General features: G+C 40.3%; 21 protein-coding genes. 15 read left to right on the plus strand and 6 right to left on the minus strand.

What is annotated here, in order from left to right; genetic code table 11:
* Positions 1–197: 197 nt before the first annotated feature.
* The 3 genes from H7F25_RS07180 to H7F25_RS07190 all read left to right on the plus strand — a co-directional run bounded on the left by H7F25_RS07180 (position 198) and on the right by H7F25_RS07190 (position 3041).
* Entirely contained in the window at positions 198–671 is a 474-nt protein-coding gene (locus tag H7F25_RS07180; protein ID WP_024424099.1) for a CarD family transcriptional regulator, read from the plus strand.
* A 310-nt stretch (positions 672–981) separates the two neighbouring features.
* Complete coding sequence (locus H7F25_RS07185) at positions 982–1731, plus strand: poly-gamma-glutamate hydrolase family protein (protein WP_073205251.1); 750 nt, start codon at positions 982–984, stop codon at positions 1729–1731.
* 161 nt (positions 1732–1892) lie between these two features.
* The gene (locus H7F25_RS07190; protein WP_185854414.1) at positions 1893–3041 is read left to right on the plus strand and encodes a Rap family tetratricopeptide repeat protein; all 1149 of its coding nucleotides are present in this window, start codon (positions 1893–1895) and stop codon (positions 3039–3041) included.
* An 89-nt stretch (positions 3042–3130) separates the two neighbouring features.
* Here the strand turns inward: H7F25_RS07190 and H7F25_RS07195 are convergent, their stop codons facing one another.
* Complete coding sequence (locus H7F25_RS07195; protein WP_185854415.1) at positions 3131–4456, minus strand: S8 family peptidase; 1326 nt, start codon at positions 4454–4456, stop codon at positions 3131–3133.
* Positions 4457–5041: 585 nt separating this feature from the next.
* On the opposite strand from H7F25_RS07195, the gene H7F25_RS07200 reads away from it, so the two are divergent.
* On the plus strand, positions 5042–5776 hold the full coding sequence (locus H7F25_RS07200; protein WP_185854416.1) for a poly-gamma-glutamate hydrolase family protein: 735 nt from the start codon (positions 5042–5044) through the stop codon (positions 5774–5776).
* 76 nt (positions 5777–5852) lie between these two features.
* A complete protein-coding gene (locus H7F25_RS07205) occupies positions 5853–6302 on the plus strand; it encodes an OsmC family protein (RefSeq protein ID WP_024424094.1) in 450 nt (149 codons plus the stop codon).
* A gap of 46 nt (positions 6303–6348) precedes the next feature.
* Here H7F25_RS07205 and H7F25_RS07210 read toward each other — a convergent pair whose 3' ends face one another.
* The 4 genes from H7F25_RS07210 to H7F25_RS07225 form a co-directional block, all read right to left on the minus strand.
* On the minus strand, positions 6349–6717 hold the full coding sequence (locus H7F25_RS07210) for an SMR family multidrug efflux transporter EbrB (protein WP_044330809.1): 369 nt from the start codon (positions 6715–6717) through the stop codon (positions 6349–6351).
* A 15-nt stretch (positions 6718–6732) separates the two neighbouring features.
* A complete protein-coding gene (locus tag H7F25_RS07215; protein ID WP_024424092.1) occupies positions 6733–7050 on the minus strand; it encodes an SMR family multidrug efflux transporter EbrA in 318 nt (105 codons plus the stop codon).
* Positions 7051–7052: 2 nt separating this feature from the next.
* Positions 7053–7595 carry a TetR/AcrR family transcriptional regulator gene (locus H7F25_RS07220; protein WP_044330441.1) on the minus strand — a complete coding sequence of 181 codons (543 nt, stop codon included), beginning with the start codon at positions 7593–7595 and terminating at the stop codon, positions 7053–7055.
* 112 nt (positions 7596–7707) lie between these two features.
* Positions 7708–7956, minus strand: coding sequence for a hypothetical protein (locus tag H7F25_RS07225; protein ID WP_044330439.1), 249 nt, complete (start codon positions 7954–7956; stop codon positions 7708–7710).
* A gap of 104 nt (positions 7957–8060) precedes the next feature.
* Here H7F25_RS07225 and H7F25_RS07230 point away from each other — a divergent pair, with 104 nt between their 5' ends.
* The 9 genes from H7F25_RS07230 to H7F25_RS07270 all read left to right on the plus strand — a co-directional run bounded on the left by H7F25_RS07230 (position 8061) and on the right by H7F25_RS07270 (position 14935).
* Positions 8061–8462 carry a YmaF family protein gene (locus H7F25_RS07230; protein ID WP_044330437.1) on the plus strand — a complete coding sequence of 134 codons (402 nt, stop codon included), beginning with the start codon at positions 8061–8063 and terminating at the stop codon, positions 8460–8462.
* Between the two features lie 70 nt (positions 8463–8532).
* Positions 8533–9489 carry a tRNA (adenosine(37)-N6)-dimethylallyltransferase MiaA gene (miaA, locus tag H7F25_RS07235; protein WP_044330435.1) on the plus strand — a complete coding sequence of 319 codons (957 nt, stop codon included), beginning with the start codon at positions 8533–8535 and terminating at the stop codon, positions 9487–9489.
* 25 nt (positions 9490–9514) lie between these two features.
* The gene (gene hfq / locus H7F25_RS07240; RefSeq protein WP_024424088.1) at positions 9515–9736 is read left to right on the plus strand and encodes an RNA chaperone Hfq; all 222 of its coding nucleotides are present in this window, start codon (positions 9515–9517) and stop codon (positions 9734–9736) included.
* Between the two features lie 162 nt (positions 9737–9898).
* Complete coding sequence (locus H7F25_RS07245) at positions 9899–10219, plus strand: YmzC family protein (RefSeq protein ID WP_044330433.1); 321 nt, start codon at positions 9899–9901, stop codon at positions 10217–10219.
* 79 nt (positions 10220–10298) lie between these two features.
* A complete protein-coding gene (locus H7F25_RS07250) occupies positions 10299–10511 on the plus strand; it encodes a hypothetical protein (protein ID WP_003212415.1) in 213 nt (70 codons plus the stop codon).
* A gap of 265 nt (positions 10512–10776) precedes the next feature.
* Positions 10777–11169 carry a class Ib ribonucleoside-diphosphate reductase assembly flavoprotein NrdI gene (nrdI, locus tag H7F25_RS07255; protein WP_008360380.1) on the plus strand — a complete coding sequence of 131 codons (393 nt, stop codon included), beginning with the start codon at positions 10777–10779 and terminating at the stop codon, positions 11167–11169.
* Positions 11129–13231 carry a class 1b ribonucleoside-diphosphate reductase subunit alpha gene (gene nrdE, locus H7F25_RS07260; RefSeq protein WP_044330425.1) on the plus strand — a complete coding sequence of 701 codons (2103 nt, stop codon included), beginning with the start codon at positions 11129–11131 and terminating at the stop codon, positions 13229–13231. The genes nrdI and nrdE overlap by 41 nt, the downstream gene beginning before the upstream one ends.
* Before the next feature lie 17 nt (positions 13232–13248).
* Entirely contained in the window at positions 13249–14229 is a 981-nt protein-coding gene (nrdF, locus tag H7F25_RS07265) for a class 1b ribonucleoside-diphosphate reductase subunit beta (RefSeq protein WP_024424085.1), read from the plus strand.
* A gap of 88 nt (positions 14230–14317) precedes the next feature.
* Positions 14318–14935 (plus strand): hypothetical protein, encoded by a 618-nt coding sequence (locus tag H7F25_RS07270; protein WP_024424084.1) that lies wholly within the window; start codon positions 14318–14320, stop codon positions 14933–14935.
* A gap of 67 nt (positions 14936–15002) precedes the next feature.
* Here the strand turns inward: H7F25_RS07270 and H7F25_RS07275 are convergent, their stop codons facing one another.
* Positions 15003–15761: an N-acetylmuramoyl-L-alanine amidase gene (locus H7F25_RS07275; RefSeq protein WP_024427042.1), complete on the minus strand. Its 759-nt coding sequence runs from the start codon at positions 15759–15761 to the stop codon at positions 15003–15005.
* Between the two features lie 320 nt (positions 15762–16081).
* Between H7F25_RS07275 and spoVK the strand changes: the two genes are divergently transcribed.
* The gene (spoVK, locus tag H7F25_RS07280) at positions 16082–17041 is read left to right on the plus strand and encodes a stage V sporulation protein K (RefSeq protein ID WP_024424083.1); all 960 of its coding nucleotides are present in this window, start codon (positions 16082–16084) and stop codon (positions 17039–17041) included.
* Positions 17042–17125 lie beyond the last annotated feature (84 nt).

The raw sequence follows: 17125 nt of genomic DNA on the forward strand, positions 1-17125 counted from the left end.
TGACTCAATGCTAGTATATGCAAGAAAGAGTCATGAGGACTGGATGCTCATGCTTCTTTTATAAAAAAAGGCTTTTTCTGAAAAAACTCAAATAAAAAGAATTGACTAGTGCTAAATTAACATGATAAAATATAAATTTTTATCCTCTGACGAAATGTGTTATAATGATATTGTGAATACTTTCGGAGGTGGCGGATTTGTTTCAAATAGGTGATAAAATTGTTTATCCAATGCATGGAGCCGGTGTGATTGAAGGAATGGAAGAAAAAGAGATTTTAGGTAAGACACAGGAATATTTCCTGATTCAAATGCCGAATATGCAGATGATGGTCCCAAAAGGCAGAATCAATCAACTAGGTATACGTCCGGTAGCAGATCAAGCAACGCTGAAAGTTGTGATGAACAATTTTGCAGAAGAAACAAACGACGACACGCTTACTTGGAAGCAAAGATATGATGAAAATCTGAAAAAGCTAAAAACAGGTGCGATCGAAGATGGTGCAGACGTTGTCAAAGATCTAATGAGACGAAATCAGAAGAAAGCGTTAAATTCAAGTGAAAAGAAGATGCTTGAAGATGCAAGAGGCATGTTAGTGAGTGAGATTTCACTTGCACAGGGACTGACGCAAGATGAAGTGATGACAGCTTTAGAGAATGAATTAAGAATGTAATGATGATATACAGAGACTAGCTGTAAACTGAAGGGGACTACTTCTTTTGTTTACAGCTTTTTTGTTTGAAAAAAAGAGTAATATTGCCATTTTTGTAGGTGGTTTTAACTAAAATTGAAATGAGGTCATACGATTTAGTTTTTACGTTCACAACAAAAATTTAAAGACCTCTGAAATACCTAGATCATATGAAAAACAGGTAACTTCTCCTGATTCATTCAAATGAGCCGGACAACCTTTGAATTTTCTAAGCCATTGATAGTAAAATATTGCGGTAAGATGACACCTAAGAGAAAAAAGGAGCGGTGAAATGAAAAGGTTACTAATATGTGGATTCATCTTTCTTATTCTGTGTACTCTTTTAATGGTGAAATGCAGCCATTCTGTTCAAGAAAAAAAAGAACAAAAGCAGCATCATCAAGAGGTAGAAAAGTATCAAAAAGAGCGAAAACAAGGCGATCAATATGAAAGCTTTAAACAGCTCATGCGATATGAAAGAGACGGTTATGAGATAGAATTTCACGAAAAGGGCGGAAGTGATTTACTTGTATTTTCTCCTCATGGAGGTGAAATTGAACCAGGAACAAGTGAAATTGTAGAAGCCTTTCAAGAAAGCTACTCTACGTATTTGTTTGAAGGTACAAAGCAAGACAATAACCGGGACCTGCATATCACGAGTACCAATTTTGATGAACCCATTTTGGTTCAAATGATTAAAACGTATCCTTTTTCAATTTCCATCCACGGCTATAAAAGTGATAAAAGACACACGCTCGTTGGCGGCACAAATGAAAAAATGCAAAGAGCCGTTGTTCGAGAACTAAAAGATCGGGGATTTTCCGCAGAAATGGTACAAAAAGGCGAACGGCTTTCTGGTACAGATCCCAAAAATATAAATAATCGAAATGCGAGTGGTGAAAGCGTTCAGCTCGAAATTAGTACAGCGCAAAGAGAAGCTTTTTTTGATAATTTTGATACGAGAAAAGGAAAGAAAAAAGCATTTAGACGCTATATTAATGCATTAAAAGAAGTGCTAAGAGAATTCGATCCGTCTGCGTAAAAAAGTTTGATGGGCAAAAGTGCTCTATTTAAACTTGGTAAAAAAGATAGGAATATGCGATTTGAACATAAAATATGTAATAACTTACAATTTGCCTTGAAAACATAAATTATGTAAAATAATAGTTATCAGTTTGATATGATAGAATGGGGCTGAAGTGGATGGCACACAAAATACCATCTTCCGAAGTAGGTGTAAAGATCAATCAATGGTACACGCATATTTGCAAATTTGAAGTTGAACAGGCAAACCGCATGAAGCGCCTTGTTGAAGAAGAAATTCATGATATGGAAGAGGATCAAGATTTACTCCTATACTATTCTCTAATGGATTTTCGCCATCAAATGATGCTTCAGCACTTAGCGCCAGTCCATGCAGGGAGTGAAACGCTTCAAGCAGTGTCCTTTCCTAAAGAAATTGACGATGCAGAAGATGAAATGACAGGCTTACTCGGCTATTATTTTCATTTTTTTCATGGAATGTATGCGTTTATCCAGCGCCGGTATATCGAGGCCATTTCATATTACAAGCATGCGGAACATCAACTGATTTTAGTGACAGATGAGATCGAAAAAGCAGAATTTTACTATAAAATCGCAGAAGTATACTATCATATGAAACAAACCTATTTCTCCATGCACTACGCTAAAAAGGCAAGAGACATCTACAAGAAACATCAGCTTTATGGAAAAAGAAGCATTCAATGTGATTTTGTCATGGCAGGTAATTGGATTGATGTTAATCAGTATCAAAAAGCGCTTCCTTATTTAGAAAAAGCGTTAAAGGTCTGTGAAGCAATGGAACAAAAAGAATGCACATCTTACTTTAAAGCAATGGCGCTTAATAATTTAGGCACTTGTCATTATAGTATGGGAACGTATCATACAGCGACTGTCTTTTTTGAACAAGCCATTTCACTTTATCAGAAAGATCAAGCATCCACGATGATCAAATCGTTGTTTTCACTTGCCCTTACTTGTTTTAAACTCGGAGATATCAAGCGGGCGGGCGAGGCCATATCTACAGGAATGGAAGAGGCTTGTGTATTGGAAGATGAAATTTATCAGCTGAAATTCCAATTTTTGCAGGCGCTCTATATAGAGAAAGACAGCTGTGAGCAATTGAGGTCGGCCCTTTTTGGTCTGAGAAATAAAAAAATGTTTGCTGATTTAGAGGAATTAGCACTTGATGCGGCTAATTATTATAAGGAACGCGACATGTACAAGGAATCCTCCACTTTTTTTGAGATTGTGATCGAAGCGCGTACGCACATTCAAAAAGGAGATGAGATGTATGAGAACGAAGCATAACATGTCAGCTGCTCAAGTAGATGAAAGACTTCACACTTAAAAATGAGACAAACAACACCCTTTACGCAAAACGTAAAGGGCTTTTTTCTTTATTCTTTGATTGCTTTTTCTGCGTCAATTGCACCTGCTCCATAAACCATCGGGTCATCCCCAGACCACTTGCTTGTATTTTCTTTTAACAGGGTTTTGACTTCATCCGGTGTTAAATCTGGTGAATGCTCTAGTAGTAGAGCGCAAATACCAGCACAAATCGGTGTTGCCATCGATGTGCCAGATAACGTTGTATAATCATGATCGACTCTGCTTGATTTATCAAGTTTATCCAGAAAGGATCTTGGTGATCTGAGAGAAACGATGTTTACTCCAGGTGCGAGGATATCAGGCTTTGCTTCACCATAAACGGTTGGCCCTCTGCTTGAAAACGGTGCCACGATATCGTCGCTTGATTCTGGTGTATTCCGGTCATCATAGGCTCCGACCGTAATGACCTTTTGACTGACAGCAGGGCTTGCAATCGTCTGGCTGTTAGGACCAGAGTTTCCGGCAGCGACGCATACAACAATCCCTTGATCCCAAGCCGCATTGACAGCACGCACCATTGGATCGTCCTGTTCGTCATCATAACGCTGCGCAGCTCCGCCCAGCGACATACTGATAATATGAATCGGATCATCCGGGTTTTCTTTGTTGAATTGTATGCACCATTCAACACCTTCTATAATAGTAGAAAGTGATCCAGCCCCTTGTTTATTTAACACTTTTACGCCAATCAGATTTGCTTTTGGGGCAGGTCCTTTGTATAAGCCGTCTGAGGCGGCTCCATCTCCAGCGACATCTCCCGCGCAGTGAGTACCGTGGCCATTATCATCATAAGGCTTTGTTTTTTGTTTGACTAAATCCACAAAATCTCGAATTCTTCCATCTAAATCTTCATGTGGATAAATTCCCGTGTCAATGACAGCGACCGTAATGCCTTCTCCTGTTAAAGTTGTCCCGTTTCGGATGACTTCTTCAGCATGGCTTGCTTGTGTGGCTACATCCAGCAGCGCATGAACTTTCCGGTCTAAATAAATTTTACGAATATGCTCACCATTTGCTAATAGCTCCTCTAAAGCAGCAGGCGTTAAATCAGCAGCACAGCAGTCGATATGTGAAAAATGCCGTTTTATATTTGTTTTTCTGCTTTTTTTCATGAGCTGCTTTGTGCTTTGAATCCCTGCCTCGGCTGCACCTTCCTTAAATTCAATGACCACACGAAGCTTCTTTTTCTTCTTCAGCCTGCCTTCGAAAAAACGATGAAGAAAGCATGGCGTCCATTTAAAAGGTTTATAAAGGTGAAGAACGGTCTCTCTTAAAGGCTGATCTAGTTTACTAGCATGTGTTCTGACCATTTGCACCATAGAAAATCCAAACATGTGATGCCCTCCATTCCAGCTATCCATTCTCGTACACTCTTACGTTATGAGAATGAGAACTGCTTGGTTCGGATTCTTGTCCCTCCTTTTCTTTATATTGGCGGCTTGCTTATGTCTTTCAAAAAAAGAAAAGCGCTTACATTTTGTAAAATAATAGAAAAAGGTGGAATTCACGTAGAATCTGCCGATGATAGGTGGGAGAGTTCTTCTGAGAGAACCAGTGAAACAAAGGATTTTGCAGAAAAAGGAGGGCTGTGGACAGGGTCAATGCTCATATAAATGTGATGCGTGACAGATGGAAAACATCAAATCCTTATCAAAAAAAGCCGAATTAAAGAAAACAGACTGGATAGGACTAGGTCATATTAAACATAACGTCATTTTTTTGTCATACTATTCTAACTCTGTTTTCAAAGAGGAGAGGCGTTTCTGTGTATATAAATGCAATTATCTTATTTTTGAGGAATCTCATGATCTAGAGTGTTATGATCAAACGTGAAGAGAAAATGTGGAAAAAATGATAAGAAATGATGATTCAATATTAATCATAGAAACGGCTTAGAAATCTGTTAAAGGAGAACGGGAATGAAGAAGTTTTTTGCTTTGCTTCTCCTGCTTGCGATCGGATGGGGCGTTTATTATACTATGCAAGCACAGGAACATGATGAGCCAGTGTCATCAGGTGGGGAAGACGAAAGCGGTTCAAATGATATTTATCGAAATTTTAAAGAACTTGAAGAAAACGAATCAACAAGCAGCTATAACATTACAGCCAACCCAGTGTCTGGCAGCCGCCTTCTTGTGATGTCACCTCATGGCGGGAGGATCGAAGGCGGCGTGAGCGAGATCGTCCATTTTTTTGACAACGATTTTTCGACGTATTTATTTGAAGGTCTAAGAGAGAATGCATCAGAACTTCATATTACAAGTACAAACTTTGATGAGCCAATCGGCGTCGCGCAGGCAAAAGCACATGATTACATCTTAGCAGTGCATGGATACAAAGGCGAGGAAGGTATTGACCATACTCTCGTCGGCGGAACAGATTACGATCGTGCAGAGAAAATTGTGAGCTCATTAGAGCGGAACGGGTTTTCTGCTGAACTAGCTGTCGCACACGCAACCCTGAGCGGGACAAGCAATCATAATATTAATAATCTTACAAAAACAGGGCAGAGTGTGCAGCTTGAGATTAGTAGAAGTCAGCGTGAAGCTTTATTTGACAGTTTCGATTTTCGGAGGCGGTCAAGTACAAAAAACGAGACATTCTATCGTTATGTCAGGGCGATTCGGACAGTGCTGGATGAAGAATATACATAAGGGCTGTGCACATGTTAAGACAAGGAGTGGAATTCTTGTTACACTATGAACAGTGATAACAAAAGGAGAGACGGATATGGCGCGTCATCATTTTCATCTTCAGGCAAGCTGGCCCGGTCTGCGTAACGATGTGGGTACAATCGCATGTGAACAATTAAAAACAAAGATTTCGATTCCAAAGGAAATGGACGGTCCAGGTATTGGAACCAATCCAGATGAGATGCTCTTAGGTGCAGCGGCTACGTGTTATATCATTACACTTGCAGCCATGATGGAGCGGAGTCAATTAGACAAAGAGGATCTATCGATGAGCTCTGAAGCCGTCGTAGATGTGACAAATGGTGTGTTTACTTATGAGGAAATCATTCATCGGCCTGTCATCACCCTCAAAGAGTCCGCTTCCGCACATGATATTGAGCTGGCCCGAAAGCTTGCGCATAAAGCCGAAAGCTCATGTATGATTTCAAGAGCTGTTCAGGGGAATGTGAACATTTCCTTAGAAGAAACCATTCAAGTCGGCCGTTAAAACAAAAAAGTCATTTTCTCTAGAAATATGGAGAAAATGACTTTTTTTATGACGTCCATTCGGTTTGATCGAGTTGTGCTTTGGTTTCGTTCTTTTGCTTCTTGGATTGATTTAAGACAATCACGCCGCAGATGACAAGTGCAAGGCCGATGTAGCCTTTCGTGCTGATCGTTTCGTTAAACAGCACAAGTCCTACAAGAGCAGTGAGAGCTGTTCCAACGCCAGACCAGGTTGCATAGGCAGACGAGAGCTCGATGGTTTTAAGTGCCAAGCTCAGGAAAGTAAAGGCGCATCCAAATCCGATCAGTACCCCGATACTCGGCAGCAGCTGCGAAAAGCCTTGAGAAAGCTTCAGCATTGTACTGCCAAAAACCTCCGTCAAAATGGCTCCTATTAAGTAGAGTATTCCTTTCATCATCTCCCACATCCTTTATGACATATTTAATAGTACGACCCCTGAGACAAGCATCGCCATGCCAATGACGGCTTTTTGGTTCAAGGTTTCTTTGAAAAAGAGCACGCCAAAAATAGCCGTGAGAACCGTACCAACCCCAGACCATGTTGCGTAAGACATGCTTAGCGGAATGATATTGAGCGTCAATGACAGCATATAAAAAGCAAGTGTATAGCCAGCCACAACAACCGCGCTAGGCTTCCAGCGCGTAAAACCATGAGATAATTTTAACATCGCGGCGCCAATGGCTTCTGAAAAAATGGCCACAGCCAAAAAAAGATATCCGAGGATCATGATCATCCCTCCTCTAATAGGTGTAAAATCCGATGAAGTAAAAGGTTTTTTTCCTCTCTTTTCAACGGTTCAAGCTGAAACATTTCTGAAAACCATATCCCATCACATGCAAGGCGGATCAGCTGACTCAGTGCAGGATCGCTTATTTCCTCAGCTGCTTTTTCTTTGAACTCCGTATAAAAATCACGCCAAGGGTGCAGCAGCGCATCATCAAATGACATGGTAGCTAGCATACTTGTACATAGCTGGGTCGTATGCTGCATGTCTAAATCATGTAATGTGGCCAATAGATATGCGCGTACATAAGGCGCTTTTTCGTGTTTGTATGTTTCGTAATACGTCTCGAGCTGCTGACGAAAGGAAAGAATCGCGTGCTCATTCATTTGTTGGATGAGCTCTTCCTTGCTTGAAAAATGATAAAGCAGACCAGCTTTGGTCATATTTGCATGCTCTGCCACCTGCTGAAGGGTGAGCTGGCTTAACCCTTCTTTTAAAATCGTACTGGCAGCTGCATCAAAAATTTGCTCTTTTTTGGTTTTAGACATAAAAAAAACACCTACTTTACTGAACAGTCGGTAAAGTAAATGTTAACCCATGAAAAAAGAGTGTGTCAATCGATTCATTTTATGAACGGATGTTTTCACTTAAACGTCATATTTAATACCAAGGGTATGGTCCATATGGCGGGTATGGCGGATAAGGGTATCCATAGCCATATCCTGGCGCAAGCAGAGATCCAGCAAGCAGGCCTCCAGCAAAACCACCTAAAAATGGAGGTCCAAAGAATCCAGGTCTTCCAAAGCCAAAGCCTGGGCGGCCAAATCCAAAACCAGGTCTCCCAAATCCAAAACCAAAAGGTCTTCTCATGTCTTCTTGAATAAACGGAGGTGCGTCAAAATAATTCATAATAAAAGGCTCCTTTCTCATAAAATCACTGTAACTGACATCAGTGTATTCCAGCAGCCTACAGATGTTTGGGTGAACGCCTAATATAAGGAGGAATGTTAGAAATGGGCCTGTATCCATCTGATTGGGCAAAGTGTCCGCCGCATGCTCATGCATATAAAGCACGTACAGATATAACGGAGGGGCATTATCATTTAATAGAAGGTATTTCTCAGCCTGTAAATGGAAGCAGTACCGACCGGCATACTCATTTTTATCGGGGGATCACCTCCTTTGAAAGAGGGCATTTTCACAGGTACTACGGGGTCACAGGGCCGGCAATTCCTAGAGTGGATGGAACACATTATCACGAGATCGAGGAAGTCACCTATTCAGCCTATCTCGATTCTGTTCCCATTCCATATGGAGGTGTCGTCTATAGTCCAGATGAGAAGCGGCCAACACATAAGCATCGTTTAAAAGGAAAAACATATGAAGTGGTTGGAAATGAACCGCTTGGCTGGTAATGGGCAGGAGATAGGAGAGTAAGAAAAGTTATGCTATACTGTAGGCAGTTTTGTAAAAGTGAGTGATGTTATGAATAAAACGAAGCAGCCAGTAATCGTGTTAGTAGGGCCGACGGCTGTCGGCAAAACCAAATTGAGCATTGATATAGCCAAAGCATTTAATGGAGAGATTATCAGCGGGGATTCTATGCAGATTTATAAAGGGATGGATATCGGAACAGCTAAAATCACTCCCGAAGAAATGAATGGCATCCCGCATCATTTAATTGATATTAAACAGCCAGACGAATCTTTTTCGACAGCTGAATTTCAGCAGCTGGTTCGTGCGAAAATCAAAGAGATTGCCGCTAGAGGGAAAACACCAATGATTGTCGGTGGAACAGGCCTCTATATCCAATCTGTTTTATATGATTACACATTTACGGATGAGAAAAGTGATCCTGCTTTTAGAGAAGAAATGACGCTCTTTGAACAGCAGCACGGCGCGCTTTTGCTGCACGAAAAGCTAAAGGCAGTAGATCCTGATGCGGCAAACGCTATTCATCCAAATAACGTCCGCCGCGTGATCCGGGCGCTGGAAGTGATTCATACAACAGGTCAGAAAATGTCGGAGATGCAAAAGGGGCATCAAGAAGTTCCTCTTTATGATACAGCCTTCATTGGGCTGAAAATGGATCGAGAGGTTTTGTACGAGCGCATTCATCAAAGAATTGATATGATGATAGATGAAGGCTTAATTGAAGAAGTGAGAGCACTTTATCAATCTGGCTTGAAGGATTGTCAGTCTGTTCAAGCCATTGGTTATAAAGAGCTGTATGCCTATTTTCAAGGTGACTGCTCACTTGATGAAGCCATCCAGCAATTAAAGCAAAATTCCCGTAGATATGCGAAGCGTCAGTTCACGTGGTTCCGTAATAAAATGGCGGTCACTTGGTTTGATATGACACCGCCTTGCCACTTTTCAGACAAAAAAGAGGAAATTTTCGCATATATAGCAGGAAAGCTTGGACTTAAAGCGAAACTGTAGTTATCAGAATCAAGGAGGACGAAACATGAAACCGATTAATATTCAGGAGCAGTTTTTGAATCAGATCCGCAAAGACAATACATTTGTCACAGTATTCTTGCTGAATGGCTTTCAGCTTCGCGGTCAAGTGAAAGGGTTTGACAATTTCACGGTGCTGCTTGAAACAGAAGGGAAGCAGCAGCTTATTTATAAACACGCCATTTCTACATTTGCACCTCAAAAGAATGTAAATTTAGAATTAGAATAGGATATGTTGTATTTAAAATAGCCCCATGCCTCTGCGAATAAACCGGCCGGAACCCGCTACGTTTTTTGTCAGTGCAGAGGGGCTATTTTGCATGCAATGAAACTTTTCTGCCAATTTTCCGTATAATTCCTTATTGGATATTAGAAGGGTGAGGGGATTCATATGGAAAATGCAGAGCTTGAATTAAGAAGGATTAGAGTGATCCTCCTTTTGATTGGAATTGTTGTCTTGTTTGGATCGTGCGCTATCTCAAACATTGAAACGAGACAAGAAAGTTGGAATAACCATTCTCATGAAAATGCAGATGGAGTTTTACCATCATCTGCTGCACTAAAAAATAATCATTTTGCTGTTGTGAAAGATGATCAAGTACATGTGTACCGATTTGATGAAAAAGAAGGAGAGCTGACTCTCGTTACAACGAAATACATAGATGAATGGGACGACGAAGAATATGATGATGACCTTGATGAAGACGAGTAAGCACGTAAATTTACAAATGAATGTGAAGTCGCTACACTATAATCATGCATCAGACATCTAGACAGAAAAGGATGAGTTCATGACACATAAAATTAAAATTAATCATTGGGAACAAACTTGTGAAGACGATTCCTGTTTCGAATATGGAACAAGCGTTTCTGTAAATGGGAAAGAATTAGTGAGAGAAGCTTCAATCGTCTCTGCGCTTGAAGCGGTGCTAAAAGAATTAGGTGTTGAAGTGGAAATTACAGAAGTGTCAGAAGATTTACAGTGCGATGCCTACAAAAAATAAAACAAAAAGTCTAGTCTACTAAGCGATTTTTTTTCGTGTTATGATAGATTTCGGTTTCAGTTGAATAGGGAGTAGAGCAGTCTATTTTTAGATCCTGTTCTGCTCTATTTATTTGAACGTACGAGTTCGGCTATGAAGGTTCGGCCGGGTTGGTTGATTTTTTTCGTTTCGAACATCTATATGTTGTGTTTTGAAAAAACATAGTATACTATATATAGTGAATAACGAAATGATCAACAATACTAAAAACTAGGTCGTGATGGAATTGATTCAAATCGTATTTGATTCAAAAACAGGAAATGTTCAACGCTTTTTGGACAAGACCCCTTTTACAGACAAACGAAAATTGACTGGAGAAGAGTTTTTGGATACGCCGTTTATTCTCGTCACCTTTACGACAGGATTTGGACAAGTCCCTAGTACCACTCAGTCCTTTTTAGAGAAAAATGCTCACCTTTTACTAGGTGTTGCGGTGAGTGGCAACAAAGTGTGGGGAGATAATTTTGCAAAAAGCGCCGATACGATTTCTAAACAATATCAAGTTCCTATTTTGCACACCTTTGAACTAAGCGGAACAAAAAGGGATGTTGAATTGTTTACACAGGAGGTAGAAAGAATTGTCACAAAATCAGGTTCCAAAGTGGATACAATTAAATAACGAAATTATGATTCAAAAAGAAGGAAAGTTTCAGTTCGATAAGGACAAAGAAGCTGTACATAGTTATTTCGTAGATTACATTAATCAAAACACGGTCTTTTTTCATAATCTAGAAGAGAAGATTGATTACTTAATAGAAAACGACTACTATGAGGAAGAATTTTTAAGACAATACAGCATGGCAGATATTAAAGAAGTCTTTGAAGCTGCATATGCCAAAAAATTTAGATTCCCATCATTTATGAGTGCATTTAAGTTTTACAATGACTATGCACTGAAAACAAATGATAAAAAGAAAATCCTTGAACGCTATGAAGACCGCATTTCAGTTGTAGCACTTTTCTTTGCGGGTGGAGATAAAGAAAAAGCACTTGAGTTTGTAGAACTGATGATCAATCAAGAGTACCAGCCAAGTACACCAACCTTCTTGAACGCTGGACGTAAAAGACGCGGTGAGCTTGTGAGCTGCTTCTTGCTTGAAGTAAATGACTCACTAAACGATATTTCAAGAGCGATTGATATTTCCATGCAGCTGTCAAAATTAGGCGGCGGCGTCAGTTTGAACCTGTCAAAACTTCGTGCAAAAGGCGAAGCAATCAAAGATGTCGAAAACGCGACAAAAGGTGTCGTCGGCGTGATGAAGCTTCTTGATAATGCGTTCAGATATGCAGATCAAATGGGGCAAAGACAAGGATCAGGCAGCGCCTACTTGAATATTTTCCACAGAGATATCAATGATTTCTTAGATACGAAAAAAATCTCTGCCGATGAAGATGTTCGCGTGAAAACTCTATCCATTGGAGTCGTCATCCCGGATAAATTTATCGAGCTTGCTAGAGAAGATAAAACAGCTTACACCTTCTATCCGCATACAGTCTATAAAGAATATGGACAGCATCTTGATGAGATGGACATGGAAGAAATGTATGACGAGCTTGTAGAAAACCCGAAAGTTAAAAAAGAAAAAGTCAATCCGAGAAAGCTTCTTGAAAAATTGGCTGTTCTACGCTCAGAATCAGGCTATCCATATATCATGTTCCAAGATAATGTAAACAGAGAGCATGCCTTGAACCATATTTCACGAGTGAAATTCTCAAACCTTTGCTCAGAAGTGCTTCAGGCGTCAGAGGTTTCTTCTTACACGGACTATGATCAAGAAGATGAAATCGGCCTTGATATTTCTTGTAACCTTGGTTCATTAAATATCATGAATGTCATGAAAAACAAATCGATTGAAAAAACGGTTAAGCTTGCAACAGACTCACTAACGCTTGTGTCTGAAACAACAGACATTCGCAATGCACCGGCTGTTCGAAAAGCGAACAAAGCGATGAAGTCAATCGGACTTGGCGCGATGAACCTTCACGGGTATTTAGCTCAAAACCAAATTGCCTATGAAAGTGAAGAAGCAAGAGATTTTGCAAATACGTTCTTTATGATGGTGAACTATTATTCAATTAAACGCTCAAGTGAGATTGCAAAAGAAAAAGGAGAAACATTCCATCGTTATGAAGGCTCTGGCTACGCAACTGGTGAGTACTTCAATAAATACGTGGAGAATGATTTCACACCAAAAACAGAAAAAGCAGCAGCACTATTTGAAGGCATGCACATTCCAACAAAAGAAGACTGGGCAGCACTCAAAGAATTTGTAGCGGAACATGGCATGTATCACAGCTATCGTTTATGTATTGCACCAACAGGTTCCATTTCTTATGTTCAATCGGCAACAGCTTCTGTGATGCCAATTATGGAACGTATCGAAGAAAGAACATACGGCAACAGCAAAACCTATTACCCAATGCCAGGTCTTTCAGCACAAAACTGGTTCTTCTATAAAGAAGCGTACGATATGGACATGTTTAAAGTGGTCGATATGATCGCAACGATTCAGCAGCACGTCGATCAAGGAATCAGCTTTACACTATTCTTAAAAGATACGATGACAACGCGTGATTTAAACCGCATCGATCTTTATGCACACCATAAAGGCATTAAGACACTTTATTATGCAAGAACGAAGGATACAGGGCAGGAAGGCTGTCTTTCTTGTGTTGTTTGATTAAAGGAGAGTTTAACGTGACAAAAATTTATGATGCAGCCAACTGGTCAAAACACGAAGACGATTTTACACAAATGTTTTACAACCAAAATGTAAAGCAGTTCTGGCTTCCAGAAGAGATTTCCTTAAACGGAGATCTCTTAACATGGAAATATTTAGGTGAAAAAGAGCGAGATACGTATATGAAGGTACTTGCTGGACTGACTTTACTTGATACAGAACAAGGAAATACAGGGATGCCGATTGTTGCTGAACATGTGGACGGCCATCAGCGTAAAGCTGTACTCAACTTTATGGCAATGATGGAAAATGCGGTGCATGCGAAATCATACTCAAATATCTTCATGACACTCGCACCAACTGAAACGATCAGTGAAGTGTTTGAATGGGTCAAGAAGAATAAATTCCTGCAAAAGAAAGCAGATATGATTGTCAGTTTATACCGTTCGATTCAAAAGGACGATCCTATTTCTCTCTTTAAAGCAATGGTTGCTTCTGTTTATTTAGAAAGTTTCCTATTTTATAGTGGTTTTTACTACCCGCTATATTTCTATGGACAAGGAAAGCTCATGCAAAGCGGTGAAATCATCAACTTAATTTTGCGTGATGAAGCGATACATGGTGTATACGTTGGTTTATTAGCACAAGAAATTTACAACAAACAAACACCTGACGTGCAAAAAGAGCTGTATGATTTCTCTATTGACCTTTTAAACGAGCTTTATGAAAATGAACTTCATTACACGGAAGATATTTATGACCAAGTCAATTTATCGCATGATGTGAAAAAGTTCATTCGTTACAATGCCAATAAAGCGTTAATGAACCTTGGATTTGCCCCTTACTTTGAAGAAGAAGAGATCAACCCTATTGTATTGAATGGACTCAATACAAAAACAAAGTCGCATGACTTCTTCTCAATGAAAGGGAACGGCTACAAAAAAGCAACAGTTGAGCCGTTAAAAGATGACGATTTCTTCTTTGGAGATGAATCATAAGGAAAGCGTAAAAGTCAAAACGCATCACTCGTTTTGGCTTTTTGCCATTTCTAACAATGTGATAGTTACATACTGGAGGTTACCGAACATGGGAAAAATGGACGAAATCATTTTAGTAGCACCACGCGCACGCGTGTTTCAAAACGAAACACTTGCGTTTAATGGTGTGAACAGTGAAGAGAAAACAATCAGCACCATTATGAAAGAAATCGAAGAGCACTTCGAGCAAATGCGAAGAGGCGATGCAGAAGAAAATCCTGACTTCAAGCAGCCGATTCCTTATGTCGTGATTAAGCGTGAGGACGAAGTGTATGTATACGAAAGACTTCAAGGCGGAGGAGAGACTCGCTTACATCATAAGTTATCTCTTGGCTTTGGGGGGCATATGAACTTCATCGAAGGAAAAAACTTTGCTGAGATTCTAAAAGAAAATACAGATCGTGAGCTGGACGAAGAACTTTCAATTCAAGAAGAAGACAAACTTGAAATGAAAACCCTTGGGTTAATCAATGACGATGACAACAGTGTCGGCCGTGTGCACATCGGACTGTTATCAGCGCTTGAACTATCTCCAGGTGCTCATGTAGAGGTAAAAGAAACAGATCAAATCTCAGGAAAATGGATGAAAGCAGCCGATTTGAAAAAGCCTGAATACTTCGATCGTCTTGAAACATGGTCTCAATTTGTCGTTAACATCTTAGCGTAAATGAATACACAACAAACCGGCTCAGCAGAAGACTTGAGCCGGTTTGTTTCGTTACAACAGCTTCAACTTATTGGAAAACGAATGCGTCGTGACCGGCCTGTTTCAATCTTGCGACGAGATCATCTGCATTTTGCTTTGTACGGAAAGCCCCGGCTTGCACTCGGAACATGCCGCCGTCTAATACAACAAACGCGTCAAAGCCTTTGGATTTAAGTGTTGCTGCTAATTCATCTGCATTGGCTTTCACTTTGAAAGCTCCTGCCTGCACTTTATAAAGATTACTTGCTTTTTTTTTCAATTGAAAGGCTTCTTCTAGACCAGTCGCATGAGCGCGAGCGATGCCTTGAAGGAAGGTTGCGTTGCGGAGCTTATTAGCATCAGCTGCCGTATCGATGAAACCATTCTCTGTTAAAATAGCGGGCATAGAAGTTTCTCGAAGAACGTGGAAGTTCGCAGTTTTCTTGCCGCGGTTCGCAAAATCAACCGAGCGGACAATTTCATCATGAAGGGCATTGCGATACGTGGTGGTCGGTGCTGAAACGCCAGGATACACATAGCTTTCAAACCCTGTGCCCCCGCCAGCATTAATATGAATAGACACGAAATAGTCTGCCCCCCAGCTGTTTGCCGCATTCGTACGCTGGGACAAAGTGACGGATTGGTCAGTTGAACGACTTAAGCGGACGGAAACCCCATCATATTCACTAATCAAAATGTCTCTCAATAAAAGCGCGATTTGAAGTGTTATATTTTTCTCCAAAAGTCCATTAGCACTAGCTCCAGAATCTGTTCCTCCGTGGCCAGGATCAATAAAAATTTTCACCATCTATTCATCACCTCGTCTTTATTTTATGAGAAAATAGAAGAATTGCCTGTACAAAATGCGGAAATCATTGAGACTCTTTTCTGCATCATTTGTGATTAAAAAGCTACATTTTTCTAAGAAAAAGCAAATTGTTGGTTTGTCCGCCCAAACGGGATGAATACAATGGAAATAGCACATCATTTCCTGGGAAACCGCAGAAATCCCTACAATATTCGGTATCTCGGGTCATTTTGACAGCAAACTTGGGCTTAAGCGGGCGATTGTCACGATTACAGCTCCACCCGAATAGAATAAAGAGAGAAGAGCGAGAGGTGAATACGTTGGAGCGAGCTGTCACATATAAAAACAACGGCCAAATCAATATTATACTTAACGGACAAAAGCAAGTATTGGTTGATGCAGACTCAGAGGCAGAATACCTAGAAGCCTTGCAGAAAAATGAGGCAAAACACAGCATCTTACGGGAAATAGAGCGTGAAATGAACAGCCTTGTCGGTATGGATGAAATGAAACGAAACATAAAAGAGATTTATGCTTGGATTTTTGTTAATCAAAAACGGCAGGAACAAGGGTTAAAGGTAGGAAAACAAGCGCTTCATATGATGTTCAAAGGAAATCCTGGCACAGGAAAAACCACAGTTGCAAGACTTGTCGGGAAGCTTTTCTTTGAAATGAATGTGCTCTCAAAGGGTCACTTAATTGAAGCAGAACGCGGTGATCTAGTTGGAGAGTACATTGGTCATACAGCGCAAAAAACAAGGGATTTAATTAAAAAATCATTAGGTGGTATTTTGTTCATTGACGAAGCCTATTCTCTTGCACGCGGAGGAGAAAAGGATTTTGGAAAAGAAGCGATTGATACCCTTGTAAAACATATGGAGGACAAACAGCACGAATTCATTCTCATTCTTGCTGGCTACTCCAAGGAAATGGATCATTTTCTTTCTTTAAACCCCGGCCTGCAATCAAGATTTCCAATCAACATCAGCTTTCCTGATTATACAGTCGATCAGCTCATGGATATTGCAAAACGAATGATGGCAGACAGAGAATATGTATTTACACAAGAAGCCGAATGGAAGCTGCGGGATTATTTAATGCACATTAAAAGTACCACAAGCCCGGCAAAATTCAGCAACGGCCGGTTTGTGCGAAACACCATTGAAAAGGCCATACGAACCCAAGCGATGAGACTGCTTCTTGTGGATCATTATGATAAAAAAGATCTGCTGACCATTAAAAGTCACGATCTTCAAATGAAAGAGGATACGCCTTCTTGAAATGGCGTATCCTTTTTATAAAGAGTCACTAAAATAAACCATCCGAATAGTGGTATACGTGTGATGTGTTTGGTATGATGGTAC

Origin of the sequence: Bacillus sp. PAMC28571, assembly GCF_014250435.1 — a bacterium.
Lineage (GTDB): Bacteria > Bacillota > Bacilli > Bacillales > Bacillaceae > Bacillus > Bacillus safensis.